At 65.5% G+C, this 14,593-nt stretch carries 14 protein-coding genes; 10 read left to right on the forward strand and 4 right to left on the reverse strand.

Annotated elements, in window-relative coordinates; translation table 11 throughout:
• Positions 1 to 179 precede the first annotated feature (179 nt).
• The 10 genes from ACV22V_RS24370 to ACV22V_RS24415 all read left to right on the forward strand — a co-directional run bounded on the left by ACV22V_RS24370 (position 180) and on the right by ACV22V_RS24415 (position 8,390).
• The gene (locus ACV22V_RS24370; RefSeq protein WP_059535498.1) at positions 180 to 824 is read left to right on the forward strand and encodes a hypothetical protein; all 645 of its coding nucleotides are present in this window, start codon (positions 180 to 182) and stop codon (positions 822 to 824) included.
• Between the two features lie 7 nt (positions 825 to 831).
• Positions 832 to 1,386, forward strand: coding sequence for a TlpA family protein disulfide reductase (locus ACV22V_RS24375; protein WP_448015760.1), 555 nt, complete (start codon positions 832 to 834; stop codon positions 1,384 to 1,386).
• A gap of 194 nt (positions 1,387 to 1,580) precedes the next feature.
• Positions 1,581 to 2,033, forward strand: coding sequence for a type II 3-dehydroquinate dehydratase (gene aroQ, locus ACV22V_RS24380; protein ID WP_448015761.1), 453 nt, complete (start codon positions 1,581 to 1,583; stop codon positions 2,031 to 2,033).
• A 64-nt stretch (positions 2,034 to 2,097) separates the two neighbouring features.
• On the forward strand, positions 2,098 to 2,574 hold the full coding sequence (accB, locus tag ACV22V_RS24385) for an acetyl-CoA carboxylase biotin carboxyl carrier protein (protein ID WP_059535226.1): 477 nt from the start codon (positions 2,098 to 2,100) through the stop codon (positions 2,572 to 2,574).
• A gap of 85 nt (positions 2,575 to 2,659) precedes the next feature.
• The gene (gene accC, locus ACV22V_RS24390; protein ID WP_059535225.1) at positions 2,660 to 4,027 is read left to right on the forward strand and encodes an acetyl-CoA carboxylase biotin carboxylase subunit; all 1,368 of its coding nucleotides are present in this window, start codon (positions 2,660 to 2,662) and stop codon (positions 4,025 to 4,027) included.
• Positions 4,028 to 4,029: 2 nt separating this feature from the next.
• On the forward strand, positions 4,030 to 4,932 hold the full coding sequence (gene prmA / locus ACV22V_RS24395) for a 50S ribosomal protein L11 methyltransferase (RefSeq protein ID WP_059535223.1): 903 nt from the start codon (positions 4,030 to 4,032) through the stop codon (positions 4,930 to 4,932).
• Between the two features lie 45 nt (positions 4,933 to 4,977).
• Entirely contained in the window at positions 4,978 to 6,288 is a 1,311-nt protein-coding gene (locus ACV22V_RS24400) for a DUF3426 domain-containing protein (RefSeq protein ID WP_448015762.1), read from the forward strand.
• Positions 6,289 to 6,360: 72 nt separating this feature from the next.
• Positions 6,361 to 6,864 carry a thiol peroxidase gene (gene tpx, locus ACV22V_RS24405; RefSeq protein ID WP_059535219.1) on the forward strand — a complete coding sequence of 168 codons (504 nt, stop codon included), beginning with the start codon at positions 6,361 to 6,363 and terminating at the stop codon, positions 6,862 to 6,864.
• A 94-nt stretch (positions 6,865 to 6,958) separates the two neighbouring features.
• Complete coding sequence (locus ACV22V_RS24410) at positions 6,959 to 7,897, forward strand: carbohydrate kinase family protein (RefSeq protein WP_448015763.1); 939 nt, start codon at positions 6,959 to 6,961, stop codon at positions 7,895 to 7,897.
• Between the two features lie 19 nt (positions 7,898 to 7,916).
• Positions 7,917 to 8,390: an outer membrane lipoprotein gene (locus ACV22V_RS24415; protein ID WP_059535216.1), complete on the forward strand. Its 474-nt coding sequence runs from the start codon at positions 7,917 to 7,919 to the stop codon at positions 8,388 to 8,390.
• Positions 8,391 to 8,605: 215 nt separating this feature from the next.
• Here ACV22V_RS24415 and ACV22V_RS24420 read toward each other — a convergent pair whose 3' ends face one another.
• The 4 genes from ACV22V_RS24420 to ACV22V_RS24435 all read right to left on the reverse strand — a co-directional run bounded on the left by ACV22V_RS24420 (position 8,606) and on the right by ACV22V_RS24435 (position 14,295).
• A complete protein-coding gene (locus ACV22V_RS24420) occupies positions 8,606 to 9,289 on the reverse strand; it encodes a histone H1-like DNA-binding protein (RefSeq protein WP_059451920.1) in 684 nt (227 codons plus the stop codon).
• Positions 9,290 to 9,317: 28 nt separating this feature from the next.
• Positions 9,318 to 9,644 (reverse strand): hypothetical protein, encoded by a 327-nt coding sequence (locus ACV22V_RS24425; protein ID WP_448015764.1) that lies wholly within the window; start codon positions 9,642 to 9,644, stop codon positions 9,318 to 9,320.
• Between the two features lie 82 nt (positions 9,645 to 9,726).
• A complete protein-coding gene (locus ACV22V_RS24430) occupies positions 9,727 to 10,938 on the reverse strand; it encodes a ribonucleotide-diphosphate reductase subunit beta (RefSeq protein ID WP_059535212.1) in 1,212 nt (403 codons plus the stop codon).
• Positions 10,939 to 11,301: 363 nt separating this feature from the next.
• Positions 11,302 to 14,295 carry a ribonucleoside-diphosphate reductase subunit alpha gene (locus tag ACV22V_RS24435; protein ID WP_448015765.1) on the reverse strand — a complete coding sequence of 998 codons (2,994 nt, stop codon included), beginning with the start codon at positions 14,293 to 14,295 and terminating at the stop codon, positions 11,302 to 11,304.
• Between the last annotated feature and the right edge of the window lie 298 nt (positions 14,296 to 14,593).

Genomic DNA, 14,593 nt, shown 5'->3' on the forward strand with positions numbered 1-14,593 from the left:
CACGCCGGACAGGCCGCCCGGCCAACGACTTTCGCCGCGACACAAAGACCGTCATTGTAACTGACGGCCCGCCCTGCCCGGCGGCCCGAACGATGGATCCGAACGCCGCGCGGCGCGGCGGGCGGCACCCGGCCGCACCGCGTTCGGCCGTGGCGGCGATCGAGTATGATTGCCGGATCATGTCTCGCAAACCTCTTGTCGACCCGCGGCGCGCCCGCGAGGAAATTGCCCAGTCCGCCGCCCGCCTGATCGCGGAAGACGGCCTCGATTACGCCGGCGCGAAACGCAAGGCCGCGCGCCAGCTGTTCGGCGATACGCGCGTTGCCGGCGAATGGCTGCCTGATAACGATCTGATCGAGGAAGAACTGCGCGAGTACCTCGCCCTGTTCCAGAGCGACACGCAGCCGGACGAACTGCGCCGCCTGCGCGAGATCGCGCTCGACTGGATGCGCCGGCTCGCCGAGTTCAATCCGTACGTGACGGGCGCGGTGCTGAACGGCACCGCGAACGCGCATTCGGACATCCATTTGCAGATATTCACCGACAACCCGAAGGACGTCGCGATCTACCTGCTGAACCAGAACGTTCAGTACGACGTGTCCGAAACGCGGCATTTCGCCGGTCGCGCCGACGTCGAGACGCTCAGCTTCCTGTGGCGCCCGCGGCGCGACGTGGACGCGATCGGCATTCACGTCGCGCTCTACGCGAGCGACGACCTGCGCGGCGCGGTCAAGGCCGACGCCCGCGGCCGGGTCGCCCGCGCCGACGCCACCGTGTTGCGCGCGCTGCTCGAGGCCAGCAACGCCCCTTCCGAACCGGAATGATTCAACGATGATGATGAAACGCATGTTGGCGCTCGCGGTGGTCGCGGCCGCCGCCGTCGCCGGCGGGCTCGCCGCCGGCCATTGGTTCCGCGGCGGCAGCGCCGATGACGGCGTCGCCGTCGCCGCCTCCGCCGCGAAAGGCAGCCCGGTCGACCAGCTGTGGGCCGCGTCGCTGACCGGCGTCGACGGCAAGCCGGCGTCGCTCGCTTCCTTCAAGGGCCAGAAGGTCGTGGTCAATTTCTGGGCGTCGTGGTGCGGCCCGTGCGTCGAAGAGATGCCGGAACTCGTCGCGCTGTCGCACCAATACAAGCAGAAGGGGATCCGTTTCATCGGCATCGGCGTCGATTCCGACCAGAACGTGAAGAACTTTCTGCAGAAGGTGAAGGTCGACTATCCGGTTTTCGTCAGCGGTTATGCGGGTGCGGATCTGGCCCGCAATTTTGGAAATACCGCCGGCGCGCTGCCGTTTACGGTCGTCATCGACGAAACCGGCAAGATTCGCGAGACAAAATTGGGACAAATCGAACCGGCCGAGCTGAGAAAGACCCTCGACGCGTTGTGATCGCCCTGAACGGCTGCCTGCGCGTTGGCGGCGATTTGTGCGTCGATCGGCGCAATTTCACGGGAATTCGGTGATACTTTGCGGCCGCACCGGTAATTCTTGCAGGTCCGGCGCGCGCGGCCGTTCGGCAAAACTAGACAAATTTCTCTAAATAGCGCTAAAGTTCGCGCAATTCCGCAGAAATAGAAGCGACCATGACACGATTGCTGGTGCTGCACGGCCCCAACCTGAACCTTCTCGGCACCCGGGAACCGGAGGTGTACGGCCGCGTCACGCTCGCGCAGATCGATCAGGCGCTTGCCGCGCGGGCGCAGGAAGCCGGCGCCGAACTGGCGTCGTTCCAGAGCAACCATGAAGGCGCGCTCGTCGACCGCATCCAGGCCGCGCGGGAGGAACAGACCGATTTCATCCTGATCAATCCCGCCGCGTATACGCACACGAGCGTCGCGATCCGGGACGCGATCGCCGGTGTTGGCATCCCGTTCGTCGAGGTTCATCTGTCGAACGTGCACCGCCGCGAAGCGTTCAGGCACCACTCCTACTTTTCCGACCAGGCCGAAGGCGTGATCTGCGGGCTCGGCTGGAAAGGTTATCTGTACGCGCTCGAGTACGCGCTCGACAAGCTGCAAGGCACGTCGCGCGGCTGATTTCGCGATCTAGATTCAGCGCCGGTCCCACCGGCGCTTTCACGTATTGAAAGGGGAATTCCCGATGGATCTTCGTAAGCTGAAAACTCTGATCGACCTCGTCTCCGAATCCGGCATCTCCGAGCTGGAAGTGACGGAAGGCGAAGGCAAGGTGCGTATCGTCAAGAACGCGCCGCCGGTCTATGTCCAGCCGACGGGCGGATTTGCCCCGCAGGTCAGCGCACCGGCCCCGGCGGTCGCGCTGCCGACCGAAGGCGCGGCTGCCGCGCCGGCCGCAGGCGCCGCTGCCGCGCCCGCCGTGCCGCAAGGCCACGTCGTGACGTCGCCGATGGTCGGCACGTTCTATCGCGCGCCGTCGCCGGGCGCGGACCCGTTCACCCAGGTCGGTGACACGGTCAAGGAAGGCCAGACCATCTGCATCATCGAAGCGATGAAGCTGCTCAACGAGATCGAGTCGGACAAGGCCGGCGTGATCAAGGAAATCCTCGTCGAGAACGGCCAGGCCGTCGAATACGGCCAGCCGCTTTTCGTGATCGGCTAAGCCCGCCGCGCGGCCTGTCCGGCCGCGCACCGCCGATGCTCGCCAGGCGCCGTTCGCGCGCCCCTCGAAGAGACGAATACTCGCTATGTTTGAAAAAATCCTCATTGCCAACCGCGGTGAAATCGCGCTGCGCATCCAGCGCGCGTGCCGCGAGCTCGGCGTCAAGACGGTGGTCGTCTACTCGGAAGCCGACAAGGAAGCCAAGTACGTCCGCCTCGCGGACGAAGCCGTCTGTATCGGCCCGGCCCCGTCGAACCTGAGCTACCTGAACATGCCGGCGCTGATCAGCGCCGCGGAAGTCACCGATGCCGAGGCGATCCACCCCGGCTACGGCTTCCTGTCGGAGAACGCCGACTTCGCGGAACGCGTCGAGCAGTCGGGCTTCACGTTCATCGGCCCGCGTCCGGAAACGATCCGCCTGATGGGCGACAAGGTCACCGCGAAGCAGACCATGATCAAGACGGGCGTGCCGTGCGTGCCGGGTTCGGAAGGCGCGTTGCCGGACGATCCGAAGGAGATCGTGAAGATTGCCCGCGCGATCGGCTACCCGGTCATCATCAAGGCAGCGGGCGGCGGCGGCGGGCGCGGGATGCGCGTCGTGCACACCGAGGCCGCGCTGGTCAATGCGGTCAACATGACCCGCGAGGAAGCCGGCCGTGCGTTCGGCAACCCGCAGGTGTACATGGAGAAGTTCCTCGAGAACCCGCGCCACATCGAAATCCAGGTGCTGTCGGACGCGCACAAGAATGCGATCTGGCTCGGCGAGCGCGACTGCTCGATGCAGCGCCGTCACCAGAAGGTGATCGAGGAAGCGCCGGCGCCCGGCATTCCGCGCCGCCTGATCGAGCGCATCGGCGACCGCTGCGCGGACGCGTGCAAGAAAATGGGCTATCTCGGCGCGGGCACGTTCGAATTCCTGTACGAGAACAACGAGTTCTACTTCATCGAAATGAACACGCGCGTGCAGGTCGAGCACCCGGTGTCGGAGATGATCACGGGCGTCGACATCGTCCAGGAACAGATCCGCATCGCGGCCGGCGAGAAGATCGCGCTGCGCCAGCGCGACATCCAGTTCCGCGGACATGCGATCGAATGCCGGATCAACGCGGAAGATCCGTTCAAGTTCACGCCGTCGCCGGGTCGGATCACGTCGTGGCATACGCCGGGCGGCCCCGGCGTGCGCGTCGACTCGCACGCATACAATGGCTATTTCGTGCCGCCGAACTATGATTCGATGATCGGCAAGCTGATCACCTACGGCGCGACGCGCGACCAGGCGATCCGCCGGATGCGCATCGCGCTGTCGGAGATGGTCGTCGAAGGCATCCAGACCAACATCCCGCTGCACCGCGAGCTGATGATCGACTCGAAGTTCGTCGAAGGCGGCACCAGCATCCACTATCTCGAACACCGGCTCGCCCAGAAGCAGCAGGTCGCACCGGAAGAAGCGTAAGCATGAGCTATCGCGAACTCGTCGTCGAACTGGCCCGTGAGCATGCGGAGGCGCTGTCCGACGCGCTGCTCGACCTGGGCGCGCTGTCGGTGTCCGTCGAGGACGCCGACGCCGACACGCCCGACGAACAGCCGCTCTTCGGCGAGCCGGGCCTGGTTCCGGAACGCACCGCATGGCAGCACTCGCGCGTGATCGCGCTGCTGTCGCCCGATCACGATCCGGCCGTGCTGCTCGCGGCGGCCGCGAACGAGATCGGCGTCGCCGAGACGCCGAAGTTCGACGTACGCGAAGTCGAGGAACAGGACTGGGTACGGCTCACGCAGTCGCAGTTCGAGCCGATTCCGATCGGCGAGCGGATCTGGGTCGTGCCCTCGTGGCACGACGCACCCGACCCCGACGCGCTGATCCTCGAACTCGACCCCGGCCTCGCGTTCGGCACGGGCAGCCACCCGACCACGCGCCTGTGCATGGAGTGGCTCGAACAGTCGGTGAAGCCCGGCCAGTCCGTGCTCGACTACGGTTGCGGCTCGGGCATTCTCGCGATCCTCGCGAAGAAATGCGGGGCGAACCCCGTGGTCGGCATCGACATCGATCCGCAAGCGGTCGAATCGGCGCGGCAGAACAGCGAACGCAACCACGCGGAAGTCACGTACGGGCTGCCCGACGCATGCCCGGCCGGTGAATTCGACATCGTCGTCGCCAACATCCTGTCGAACCCGCTGAAACTGATGGCGTCGATGCTCGCATCGAAGGTGAAACCGGGCGGGCGCATCGCGCTGTCGGGCGTGCTCGCGCGCCAGGCGGACGAAGTCGCGGCCGTCTATGCGCGCTACGTCGACATCTCGGTCTGGCGCGAACACGAAGGTTGGGTATGCCTCGCCGGAACGCGGCGGGAAAGCCATTAGAATAGCGCTGTCCTTCACTCTGGCCAGCAGGCCGCCCGGCTCGACATGCTTCTTGCGACGCGCTGCCCTCATTGCGAAACCGTCTTCCGGCTGCAGCAGGAACAGCTCTCGCTGCATGACGGGCTCGTGCGCTGCGGACACTGCCATCAGGTCTTCAACGCGTCGCAGTCGCTCGTTCCCGAGCCGGCGCTGACCGAGGCGGCACCGGCCGGGCCGGCCGCCGCCGTACCGCAGCACGAAGCCGCGCCCGCGCGGCTCTTCGCCACCGACGCACCGGTCGAGCCGACGTCCGGTTCCGACTACCAGCCCGAAGGCTGGGACATGTGGGCGCCGTGGCTCGATGCCGGCGTCGACCCGTCCCTGCAGCACACCGTGCAGACCGTACGCACCGAGCCGCTGGTTCCGCTCGCGCTGCCGGCCATGGACGCCGGCGTCGTCCACCTGTCCGGCACGCCTGCCCCGATCGCATCGGCTCCGGCCGAACTGCACGCTGTCGCGTCGGCCGAGCCGGATTGGGCGCGCCACGAAACCGACTCATCCGGCGCATCGCGGGCCACGCCACCCGCCGAACCCGACCTGCGCGAACCGCGCTTCGTCGCGCACACGCCGTCGGCGGCCGACGCGGACGAACCTGTCGGCAACGCGCACTTCTCCGTACCCGACGACGAACGCGCACCGCGCGAACCGCGCTTCGCATTCACGCCGGCGCAAGCCGTCCCTGAACCCGGCGCCGACGCCGACGAGCGCGCCCCCGCACCGGCCGCGGCCGCCGGCGAAGCGGCCGTCCAACCGGCCGCGCCCTTCCCCGCCGCACTGGCCGACGACGATCGCCCGCACTTCGCCGTGACCCGCGAGACGCGCGCGCCGCAGCGACGCGGGATGCTCGGCGGCTTTTTCGGCGGACTCGTCGCCGCCGCGCTCGCGGTGCTGCTCGTCGCGCAACTCGCGTGGTGGCAGCGCGAAACCGTGATGATCGACTGGCCGGTCACGCAGGACTGGTTCCGGCAGGCGTGCGCGCCGCTCGGCTGCACGGTCACGCCGCCGCGCGCGATCGACGGGCTGCGGCTCGACGCGGCCGACCTGCGCCAGCTCGACGGCCCGCGCGTGCTGGAGTTGAAGGTGCCGCTGACGAACCGCTACCGCGTCGCACTCGCCTACCCGTCGCTCGAGCTGACGCTGCTCGACGACACGAATCATGTGACCGTGCGCCGCGTGCTCGCGCCGCGCGACTACGTCCGCCCGGGCACGCCGATCGACGCCGGGCTGCCGCCCGGCACGACGCGGACGATGGTCGTCCGTCTCGACACGAACGGCGCGCCCGCCTCGAATTTCCGCGTCCAGATCTTCTATCCGTGACGCCCCGCGGCGCGCGCATGCGCGCCGTCTCAACCCGCGCGCCGCAGCGGCGCGCTATTTCGGAGCACGAACATGAGCAAAGTTACGCTGGGTGGCAACCCGATCGATCTCGCCGGCACGTTCCCGGCCGTCGGCTCGCAAGCCCCCGACTTCAAGCTGGTCGGCAAGGACCTCGCCGATCTGTCGCTCGCCAGCTTCGCCGGCAAGCGCAAGGTGCTGAACATCGTCCCGAGCCTCGACACGCCGACCTGCGCAACGTCGACCCGCAAGTTCAACGAAGCCGCGTCGTCGCTCGACAACACGGTCGTGATCGTCGTATCCGGCGACCTGCCGTTCGCCGCCACGCGCTTCTGCACGACGGAAGGCCTCGCGAACGTCGTGACGGCTTCGACGTTCCGCGGCGCCCGCGCGTTCGCGAACGCGTATGGCGTCGACGTAACGAGCGGCCCGCTGAACGGCCTGACGGCCCGCGCGGTCGTCGTGCTCGACGCGCAGGACAAGGTGATCCACGCGGAACTCGTCGGCGAGATCAAGGACGAGCCGAACTACGACGCAGCGCTCGCCGCACTGAAGTAACCCGCTGCCGCCCGGCGCTGCCGCGCGAGGCCCGACGGCCTCGGCGCGCCGGCCGGGCGGCCGCTTCCTTTTGCTCTCTACAGGAACGCACGCCTTGACTACGCTGATTTGCGGCTCGCTCGCCTACGACAACATCATGACCTTCGAAGGCCGGTTTCGCGAGCACATCCTGCCCGACCAGGTTCACCTTCTGAACGTGAGCTTCCTCGTGCCGACGATGCGTCGCGAATTCGGCGGTTGCGCGGGGAACATCGCTTACGCGCTGCACATGCTCGGCGGCGACGCGCGCATCATGGCGACGGTCGGCGCGAACGACGCCGATCGCTATCTCGAGCGTCTCGACAGCCTCGGCCTGTCCAAGGCCAGCGTGCGCGTGGTGCCCGAAACGCACACCGCGCAGGCGATGATCACGACCGATCTCGAGAACAACCAGATCACCGCATTCCACCCGGGCGCGATGATGCAGTCGCACCTGAACCGCGCGGACGAAGTGTCGGGCGTGAAGCTCGGCATCGTCGCGCCGGACGGCTTCGACGGGATGGTCCAGCACGCCGAGCAATTCGCGAAGGCCGGCGTCCCGTTCATCTTCGATCCGGGCCAGGGCCTGCCGCTGTTCGATGGTGCGACGCTGCGCCGCATCATTGAACTCGCGACCTTCGTGGCGGTCAACGACTACGAGGGCAAACTCGTCAGCGACAAGACGGGCTGGTCCGAACAGGAAATCGCCAGCCGGGTTCAGGCGTTGATCATCACGCGCGGCGAGCACGGCTCCACTATTCTTCACAAAAACGGCGAAGAACAGATTCCGGTCGTGCAAGCCGAGCGTGTCGTCGATCCGACCGGCTGCGGCGACGCCTTCCGTGGCGGCCTGCTGTACGGCATCGAGAATGGCCTCGACTGGGCAACCACGGGCCGCCTCGCGAGCCTGATGGGCTCGATCAAGATCGCTCACCAGGGGCCTCAAACTTACGCACTGACGCGCGCCGAAATCGACGCGCGTTTCGAGGCTGCCTTCGGGTACAGTCTCAAATGAATATTGTGGGAGATCAAAAATGATGACCAAGAAAACCCTCACGCTCGCCGCCATGCTGACGGCCACGCTGACGCTCGCGGGCTGCTTCACGGCGCCGGGCTCGGCAGATGTCTATAGCGTCGGCCAGGCGCAGCGCGAACAAACCGTCCGCATGGGCACGGTCGAAAGCGTCCGTGCCGTGCGCATCCAGTCCGACGGCGGCGGCAGCGCGATCGGCACGCTGGGTGGCGGTGCGCTCGGCGCGGTCGCGGGCAGCGCGATCGGCGGCGGCAAGGGGTCGATCCTGACGGCCATCGCGGGCGGTCTCGTCGGCGCGGTCGCGGGCAACGCGGTCGGCGAAAACCTCAGCACGGCGAACGGTGTCGAAATCACCGTGCGCCTCGACAACGGCGACCTGCGCTCGATCACGCAGGCGGCGAGCGGCGAAGTGTTCCGCGCCGGCGAGCGTGTGCGGCTGCTGTCGAGCGGCGGCGTCACGCGCGTCACGCACTAACGAGCATCCTCAGCACGCGGCGCAAGCCGCGGTCGAACGCATGTGCGAAGCTGCGCATGCGTTTTTTTTCGTCCGTGCGCGGCAGCCGGTCGACGCATCGACGAATACGGACGAAAAAAATCCCGCCACCTGAGCCAGATGGCGGGACCGATTGAGTAGCGCTACTCAACCCGCGGACACCACGTGAGTGTCCGGGTGGTACGGGTCAGCCGCGATTACGGACGGCTGCCGGTCGGGAACGGCCATGCCGCTGCCGGGTTGAGCGCGGTCTTCACGCCCGATGCCGGCGCGACCGATGCGGTCGACGCGGTGGTTGCCGGTGCAGCCTTCTTCACGACGGCCTTCTTCGGAGCAGCAGCCTTCTTCGCCGGGGCAGCGGCCTTCGGTGCGGCAGCCTTCGGTGCAGCGGCAGCCTTCTTCGCAGGCGCAGCCTTCTTGGCAGGGGCAGCCTTCTTCGCAGCGGCCTTCTTCGCAGGCGCAGCCTTCTTCGCGGCAGCCTTCTTCGCCGGCGCGGCCTTCTTCGCAGCAGCCTTCTTCGCCGGTGCGGCCTTCTTCGCAGCAACCTTCTTCACTGCGACTTTCTTGGCTGCAACCTTCTTCGCAGCGGCCTTCTTCGCCGGTGCTGCCTTCTTCGCGGCAACCTTCTTCACCGCGACCTTCTTCGCAGCAACCTTCTTGGCTGCAACCTTCTTCGTTGCGACCTTCTTTGCCGCGACCTTCTTCGCAGCGGCCTTCTTCGCCGGTGCTGCCTTCTTCGCGGCGACCTTCTTCACCGCGACCTTCTTCGCAGCAACCTTCTTCACCGCAGCGGCCTTCTTCGCCGGAGCAGCAGCCTTCTTCGCAACGGTCTTCTTGGCAGCGACCTTCTTAGCAGCCGGTTTTTTCTTGGCAGTAGCCATGTTGTTCTCCTTCAGGTTCAGATGAGAGTCAGTTCAAACTACACCCTTCGTCAAAACCCGCTTCCCGCGGACGCTGTTCAGGACGTGCGCTTCGAAGCGGGCTATTCATCGGCGTACGCGGATACCACGCGCTTACGCTAATGAATACGGTATGGCGCGCGTGACCCCATGGCCTCGCGCGCCAAATCAAGTCGGCAGCCGGCGCACCTCGCGCCGCTACCCCTAATCGCTTGATCAAGCGGACCGCCACACGGCCGCCCGCTTTTTCCGGAGGGAAGTTTGCCCATCCCACTGAAGGGTTCGCAAAGTGCCGATCATGTCGTTGGGCCGATAAGGCACCGGGCATGCTTTGCATCAGGCGTTCTTGCTCCTAAACCTTGGGCCGGGACCGAGAGGCCGCCGGCTGCTCCATCATGTGACGGGTTCGCTGCTGCGGGTTATTCCCAGGACAGCGCACCGCCCGTCTGATACTCGATCACACGCGTCTCGAAGAAGTTGCGTTCCTTCTTCAGGTCGATCATCTCGCTCATCCACGGGAACGGGTTTTCCTCGTTCGGGAACAGCGGATCGAGGCCGATCTGCTGGCAACGACGGTTGCTGATGAAGCGCAGATAGCTCTTGAACATCGACGCGTTCAAACCCAGCACGCCGCGCGGCATCGTGTCCTCGGCGTAGCGGTATTCGAGTTCGACAGCCTGCTTGAACAGCTCGCGGATCTCGGCGCGGAATTCCGCGGTCCAGAGATGCGGGTTCTCGAGCTTGATCTGGTTGATCAGGTCGATGCCGAAATTGCAGTGCATCGACTCGTCACGCAGGATGTACTGATATTGCTCTGCAGCACCCGTCATCTTGTTCTGGCGGCCGAGTGCGAGGATCTGCGTGAAGCCGACATAGAAGAACAGGCCTTCCATGATGCAGGCGAACACGATCAGCGACTTCAGCAGCTTCTGATCCGCTTCGAGCGTGCCGGTCTTGAAGGCCGGGTCCGTCAGCGTGTGGATGAACGGGATCAGGAATTCGTCCTTCGCGCGGATCGACGTGACCTCGTGGTACGCGTTGAAGATCTCGCCTTCGTCGAGACCGAGCGATTCGACAATGTATTGATACGCGTGCGTGTGGATCGCTTCCTCGAACGCCTGGCGCAGCAGGAACTGCCGGCATTCGGGCGCCGTGATGTGGCGGTACGTGCCGAGCACGATGTTGTTCGCGGCGAGCGAATCGGCCGTCACGAAGAAGCCGAGGTTGCGCTTGACGATGCGGCGCTCGTCCTCGGTCAGACCGTTCGGGTCCTTCCACAGTGCGATGTCGCGGGACATGTTGATTTCCTGCGGCATCCAGTGGTTCGCGCAACCCGCCAGATACTTTTCCCACGCCCACTTGTACTTGAACGGCACCAGCTGATTGACGTCAGTCTGGCCGTTGATGATGCGTTTGTCGGCGACATTGACCCGCGCTTCCGAACCGCCAGCGGGAACAGCCGATGCTTGCGGCGGCACCGCAAGATCGCCTTCGAAAATGTCGCGGACCTGATGGGCGGCAGGCGTCGCAGCCTGCAGTCCGACAGCCATCCCTGCGGAGGTGCGCATCGCGTTTTGCTGCGCTCCGCTCGCGGGGGTTACGGCAGTCTTCTCGTCATCCCAGTTGAGCATAAATTCTCACCATCAATTTAGAACGGTTTGTACCATCTTTTCCTGAGCGATAAAAGGGTTCGCTCACGAAAAATCCTTTTTTCGATTCGCGTTGCGACCTCGATACAACACTTTGAGCAACGCATCGTCGTTCATGCAGAGCGCGACGCGTGTCACGCATGTATCGCGAGGTGCGCTCGACGCATCGAACGCTGATCGAAACGCGACGTCGTCGGGGATGTTTCGATCGCTTGTCACTGCCTGCAACGCAAGTGCCGCGTTACAGATTCCTTATCATTTTTTTAGTAGAGAGCGGCGCACACTTCAACCTCGATCGGTTGCCGTGCGCGCCGCCCGAACCTTCTTCAGGTCATGCGCGCCGCGTTACTGGCAGGCTTCGCACTCGTCGAAGCCCGGATCGCCCGGACGCATCGTGCACACCGGACCGTCTGCTTCGACCGGCGCCAGCGCCGGTGCAGCATTGATCGCGCCCGACGATGCATCGCCGCCCGCCGCACCGAAGCCGCCTGCCGCGCCTTGCGCGCCGCCGCTGCTCGAGCCGCCGCTCGTCGGCACTGCGTTCAGCGCGCCGTGTGCGACCGTCGACTTCTCGACGTGCGTCGCCGCCATCGTGCGGAGGTAGTAGGTCGTCTTCAGACCGCGCAGCCATGCGAGCTTGTAGACCTCGTCGAGCTTCTTGCCCGACGCGCCGCCCATGTAGATGTTCAGCGACTGCGCCTGGTCGATCCACTTCTGACGACGCGACGCCGCTTCGACCAGCCACGTCGGGTCGACTTCGAACGCGGTCGCGTAGATCGCGCGCAGGTCGGCCGGGATGCGGTCGATGCGCGACAGCATGCCGTCGAAGTACTTCAGGTCGGCGACCATCACTTCGTCCCACAGGCCGCGTTCCTTCAGGTCGCGAACGAGGTACTCGTTGACCACCGTGAATTCGCCCGAGAGGTTCGACTTCACGTACAGGTTCTGGAAGGTCGGCTCGATGCATGCCGACACGCCGATGATGTTCGAGATCGTCGCCGTCGGCGCGATCGCGACGCAGTTCGAGTTGCGCATGCCGTGCGCGGCGATCCGCGAACGCAGCGTCGTCCAGTCGAGCGACTCGGACGTGTCGACCTCGACGTAGCCGCCGCGCGCTTCCGTCAGCAGCTTCAGCGTGTCCTGCGGGAGGATGCCGCGATCCCACAGCGAGCCGCGGTAGCTCGAGTAGCGGCCGCGTTCCTCGGCCAGCTCGGTCGACGCGTAGTACGCGTAGTAGCAGACCGCTTCCATCGAACGATCGGCGAACTCGACGGCCGCTTCCGACGCGTACGGCGTGCGCAGCAGGTGCAGGCAGTCCTGGAAGCCCATGATGCCCATGCCGACCGGACGGTGCTTCAGGTTCGAGTTACGCGCCTTCGGCACCGCGTAGTAGTTGATGTCGATCACGTTGTCGAGCATGCGCATCGCGACGCTGATCGTGCGCTTCAGCTTGTCGTGGTCGAGCGCGTAGCTGCCGTCGGCCTGCTTCACCAGGTGGGCGACGAGGTTCACCGAGCCCAGGTTGCACACCGCGATTTCGGTGTCGCTCGTGTTCAGCGTGATTTCCGTGCACAGGTTCGACGAATGGACGACACCGACGTGCTGTTGCGGCGAGCGCACGTTGCACGGATCCTTGAACGTGATCCACGGGTGGCCGGTTTCGAACAGCATGCCGAGCATCTTGCGCCAGAGTTGCTGCGCCGGGATCTTCTTGAACAGCTTGATCTCGCCGCGCGCTACCTTGTCTTCGTAAGCCGTGTAAGCCTTCTCGAACTCCGCGCCGAACTTGTCGTGCAGATCCGGGCAGGTCGACGGCGAGAACAGCGTCCAGTCGGCGCCTTCCATCACGCGCTTCATGAACAGGTCGGGAATCCAGTTCGCCGTGTTCATGTCGTGCGTACGGCGGCGGTCGTCGCCCGTGTTCTTGCGCAGCTCGAGGAATTCCTCGATGTCGAGGTGCCACGATTCCAGGTACGCGCACACCGCGCCCTTGCGCTTGCCGCCCTGGTTGACCGCGACGGCCGTGTCGTTGACGACCTTCAGGAACGGGACCACGCCTTGCGACTTGCCGTTCGTGCCCTTGATATGCGAGCCGAGTGCGCGCACGCGGGTCCAGTCGTTGCCGAGGCCGCCGGCGAACTTCGACAGCAGCGCGTTTTCCTTCAGCGCTTCATAGATGCCGTCGAGGTCGTCCGCGACCGTCGTCAGGTAGCACGACGACAGCTGCGAGCGGTGGGTGCCCGAGTTGAACAGCGTCGGCGTCGAGCTCATGAAGTCGAAGCTCGACAGCACGTTGTAGAACTCGATCGCGCGCGTTTCGCGGTCGATCTCGTTCAGCGACAGGCCCATCGCGACGCGCATGAAGAATGCCTGCGGCATTTCGATGCGGGCGCCGTCGACGTGCAGGAAGTAGCGGTCGTACAGCGTCTGCAGGCCGAGGTAGCCGAATTGCAGATCGCGGTTCGCGTCGAGCGCTTCGCCCAGACGCTTCAGGTCGAACTGCAGCAGCTTGTCGTCGAGCAGGCCGGCGTCGACGCCGCGCTTCAGGAACTGCGGGAAGTATTCGGCGTAGCGGACCGACATCTCGGCCTGGACCACTTCCTCGCCGAGGATCTCGCGACGGATCGTGTGCAGCAGGATGCGGGCCGTGACCTGGCTGTATGCCGGGTCCTTTTCGATCATCGTGCGCGCAGCGAGGATCGCCGAGTCGTAGACCTGGCTCATCGGCACGCCGTCGTACAGGTTCTTCACCGTTTCCGCGACGATCGGGTCAGGGTTAACCGCAGCGCCGAGACCGTCGCACGCCGACACGATCAACGCACGCAGCGCGTTCAGGTCGAGCGGACGCGTGACGCCGTTGTCGACGACGTTGATGCCGGTGCTCGCCTCGCCGCCGGCGACCGCTGCTTCCTCGCCCGCATGCTGACGCTCGAGGTGACGCTTCTCGCGATACAGCACATACGCACGCGCGACGTTGTGCTCGCCGCCGCGCATCAGCGCGAGTTCGACCTGGTCCTGGATATCTTCGATATGGAACGTACCGCCGTTCGGACGGCTGCGCACGAGCGCGCGCACGACGTTGTGCGTCAGCTGCTCGACGAGTTCGCGTACGCGCGCCGATGCCGCGCCCTGCCCGCCGTTGACGGCCAGGAAAGCCTTGGTCACCGCAATCGCGATCTTCGAAGGCTCGAACGACACCACGCTGCCGTTGCGGCGGATCACCTTGTAGTCGGCGAACGTGGCCTGCGGCGCGAGCGCCTGTGCGCCCTGTTCGGTCCCGCCGAGCGGACGGCTCGAGGCGCTCTCGTACTGGGACGTCGCGTTGTCGGTGGTTTGCATGTGCAAAGCTCCTGGTGTTGGATGGTGCGGAGAGAACCGCGGATTAAAACGAACGCTGCGCAATGGCGTGCGCGAGCGGTAAGAGGCGAGCGATGCGTCGGGGAAGCCGGTTCGGTCGATGCGCGACAACCGTTCCGGTCGTGTGCTTCGTCATGTATACCCTGCCCCGTCGAAGTTCGCTGCGCTTGATCGCGACGCCCGGACCGCCCGGCCTGGCGCGCCGCCCTGAGAACCCTGTCCGCCGGCGTTGCCCGCCGGCCGGTGCCGCTCGGGTTTCCCCTGCGACACACACTATATC

The sequence above is a fragment of the Burkholderia sp. AW33-5 genome (assembly GCF_053427615.1).

What these genes read in the sequence shown, in the direction of transcription:
- accC (WP_059535225.1), top strand. Translation starts at nt 2,660, where the DNA reads ATGTTTGAAAAAATCCTCATTGCCAACCGCGGTGAAATCGCGCTGCGC.
- ACV22V_RS24430 (WP_059535212.1), bottom strand. Translation starts at nt 10,938, where the DNA reads ATGCTCAACTGGGATGACGAGAAGACTGCCGTAACCCCCGCGAGCGGA.
- ACV22V_RS24400 (WP_448015762.1), top strand. Translation starts at nt 4,978, where the DNA reads ATGCTTCTTGCGACGCGCTGCCCTCATTGCGAAACCGTCTTCCGGCTG.
- accB (WP_059535226.1), top strand. Translation starts at nt 2,098, where the DNA reads ATGGATCTTCGTAAGCTGAAAACTCTGATCGACCTCGTCTCCGAATCC.
- ACV22V_RS24425 (WP_448015764.1), bottom strand. Translation starts at nt 9,644, where the DNA reads ATGCAAAGCATGCCCGGTGCCTTATCGGCCCAACGACATGATCGGCAC.
- prmA (WP_059535223.1), top strand. Translation starts at nt 4,030, where the DNA reads ATGAGCTATCGCGAACTCGTCGTCGAACTGGCCCGTGAGCATGCGGAG.
- ACV22V_RS24420 (WP_059451920.1), bottom strand. Translation starts at nt 9,289, where the DNA reads ATGGCTACTGCCAAGAAAAAACCGGCTGCTAAGAAGGTCGCTGCCAAG.
- ACV22V_RS24375 (WP_448015760.1), top strand. Translation starts at nt 832, where the DNA reads ATGATGATGAAACGCATGTTGGCGCTCGCGGTGGTCGCGGCCGCCGCC.
- ACV22V_RS24435 (WP_448015765.1), bottom strand. Translation starts at nt 14,295, where the DNA reads ATGCAAACCACCGACAACGCGACGTCCCAGTACGAGAGCGCCTCGAGC.
- ACV22V_RS24415 (WP_059535216.1), top strand. Translation starts at nt 7,917, where the DNA reads ATGATGACCAAGAAAACCCTCACGCTCGCCGCCATGCTGACGGCCACG.
- tpx (WP_059535219.1), top strand. Translation starts at nt 6,361, where the DNA reads ATGAGCAAAGTTACGCTGGGTGGCAACCCGATCGATCTCGCCGGCACG.
- ACV22V_RS24370 (WP_059535498.1), top strand. Translation starts at nt 180, where the DNA reads ATGTCTCGCAAACCTCTTGTCGACCCGCGGCGCGCCCGCGAGGAAATT.
- aroQ (WP_448015761.1), top strand. Translation starts at nt 1,581, where the DNA reads ATGACACGATTGCTGGTGCTGCACGGCCCCAACCTGAACCTTCTCGGC.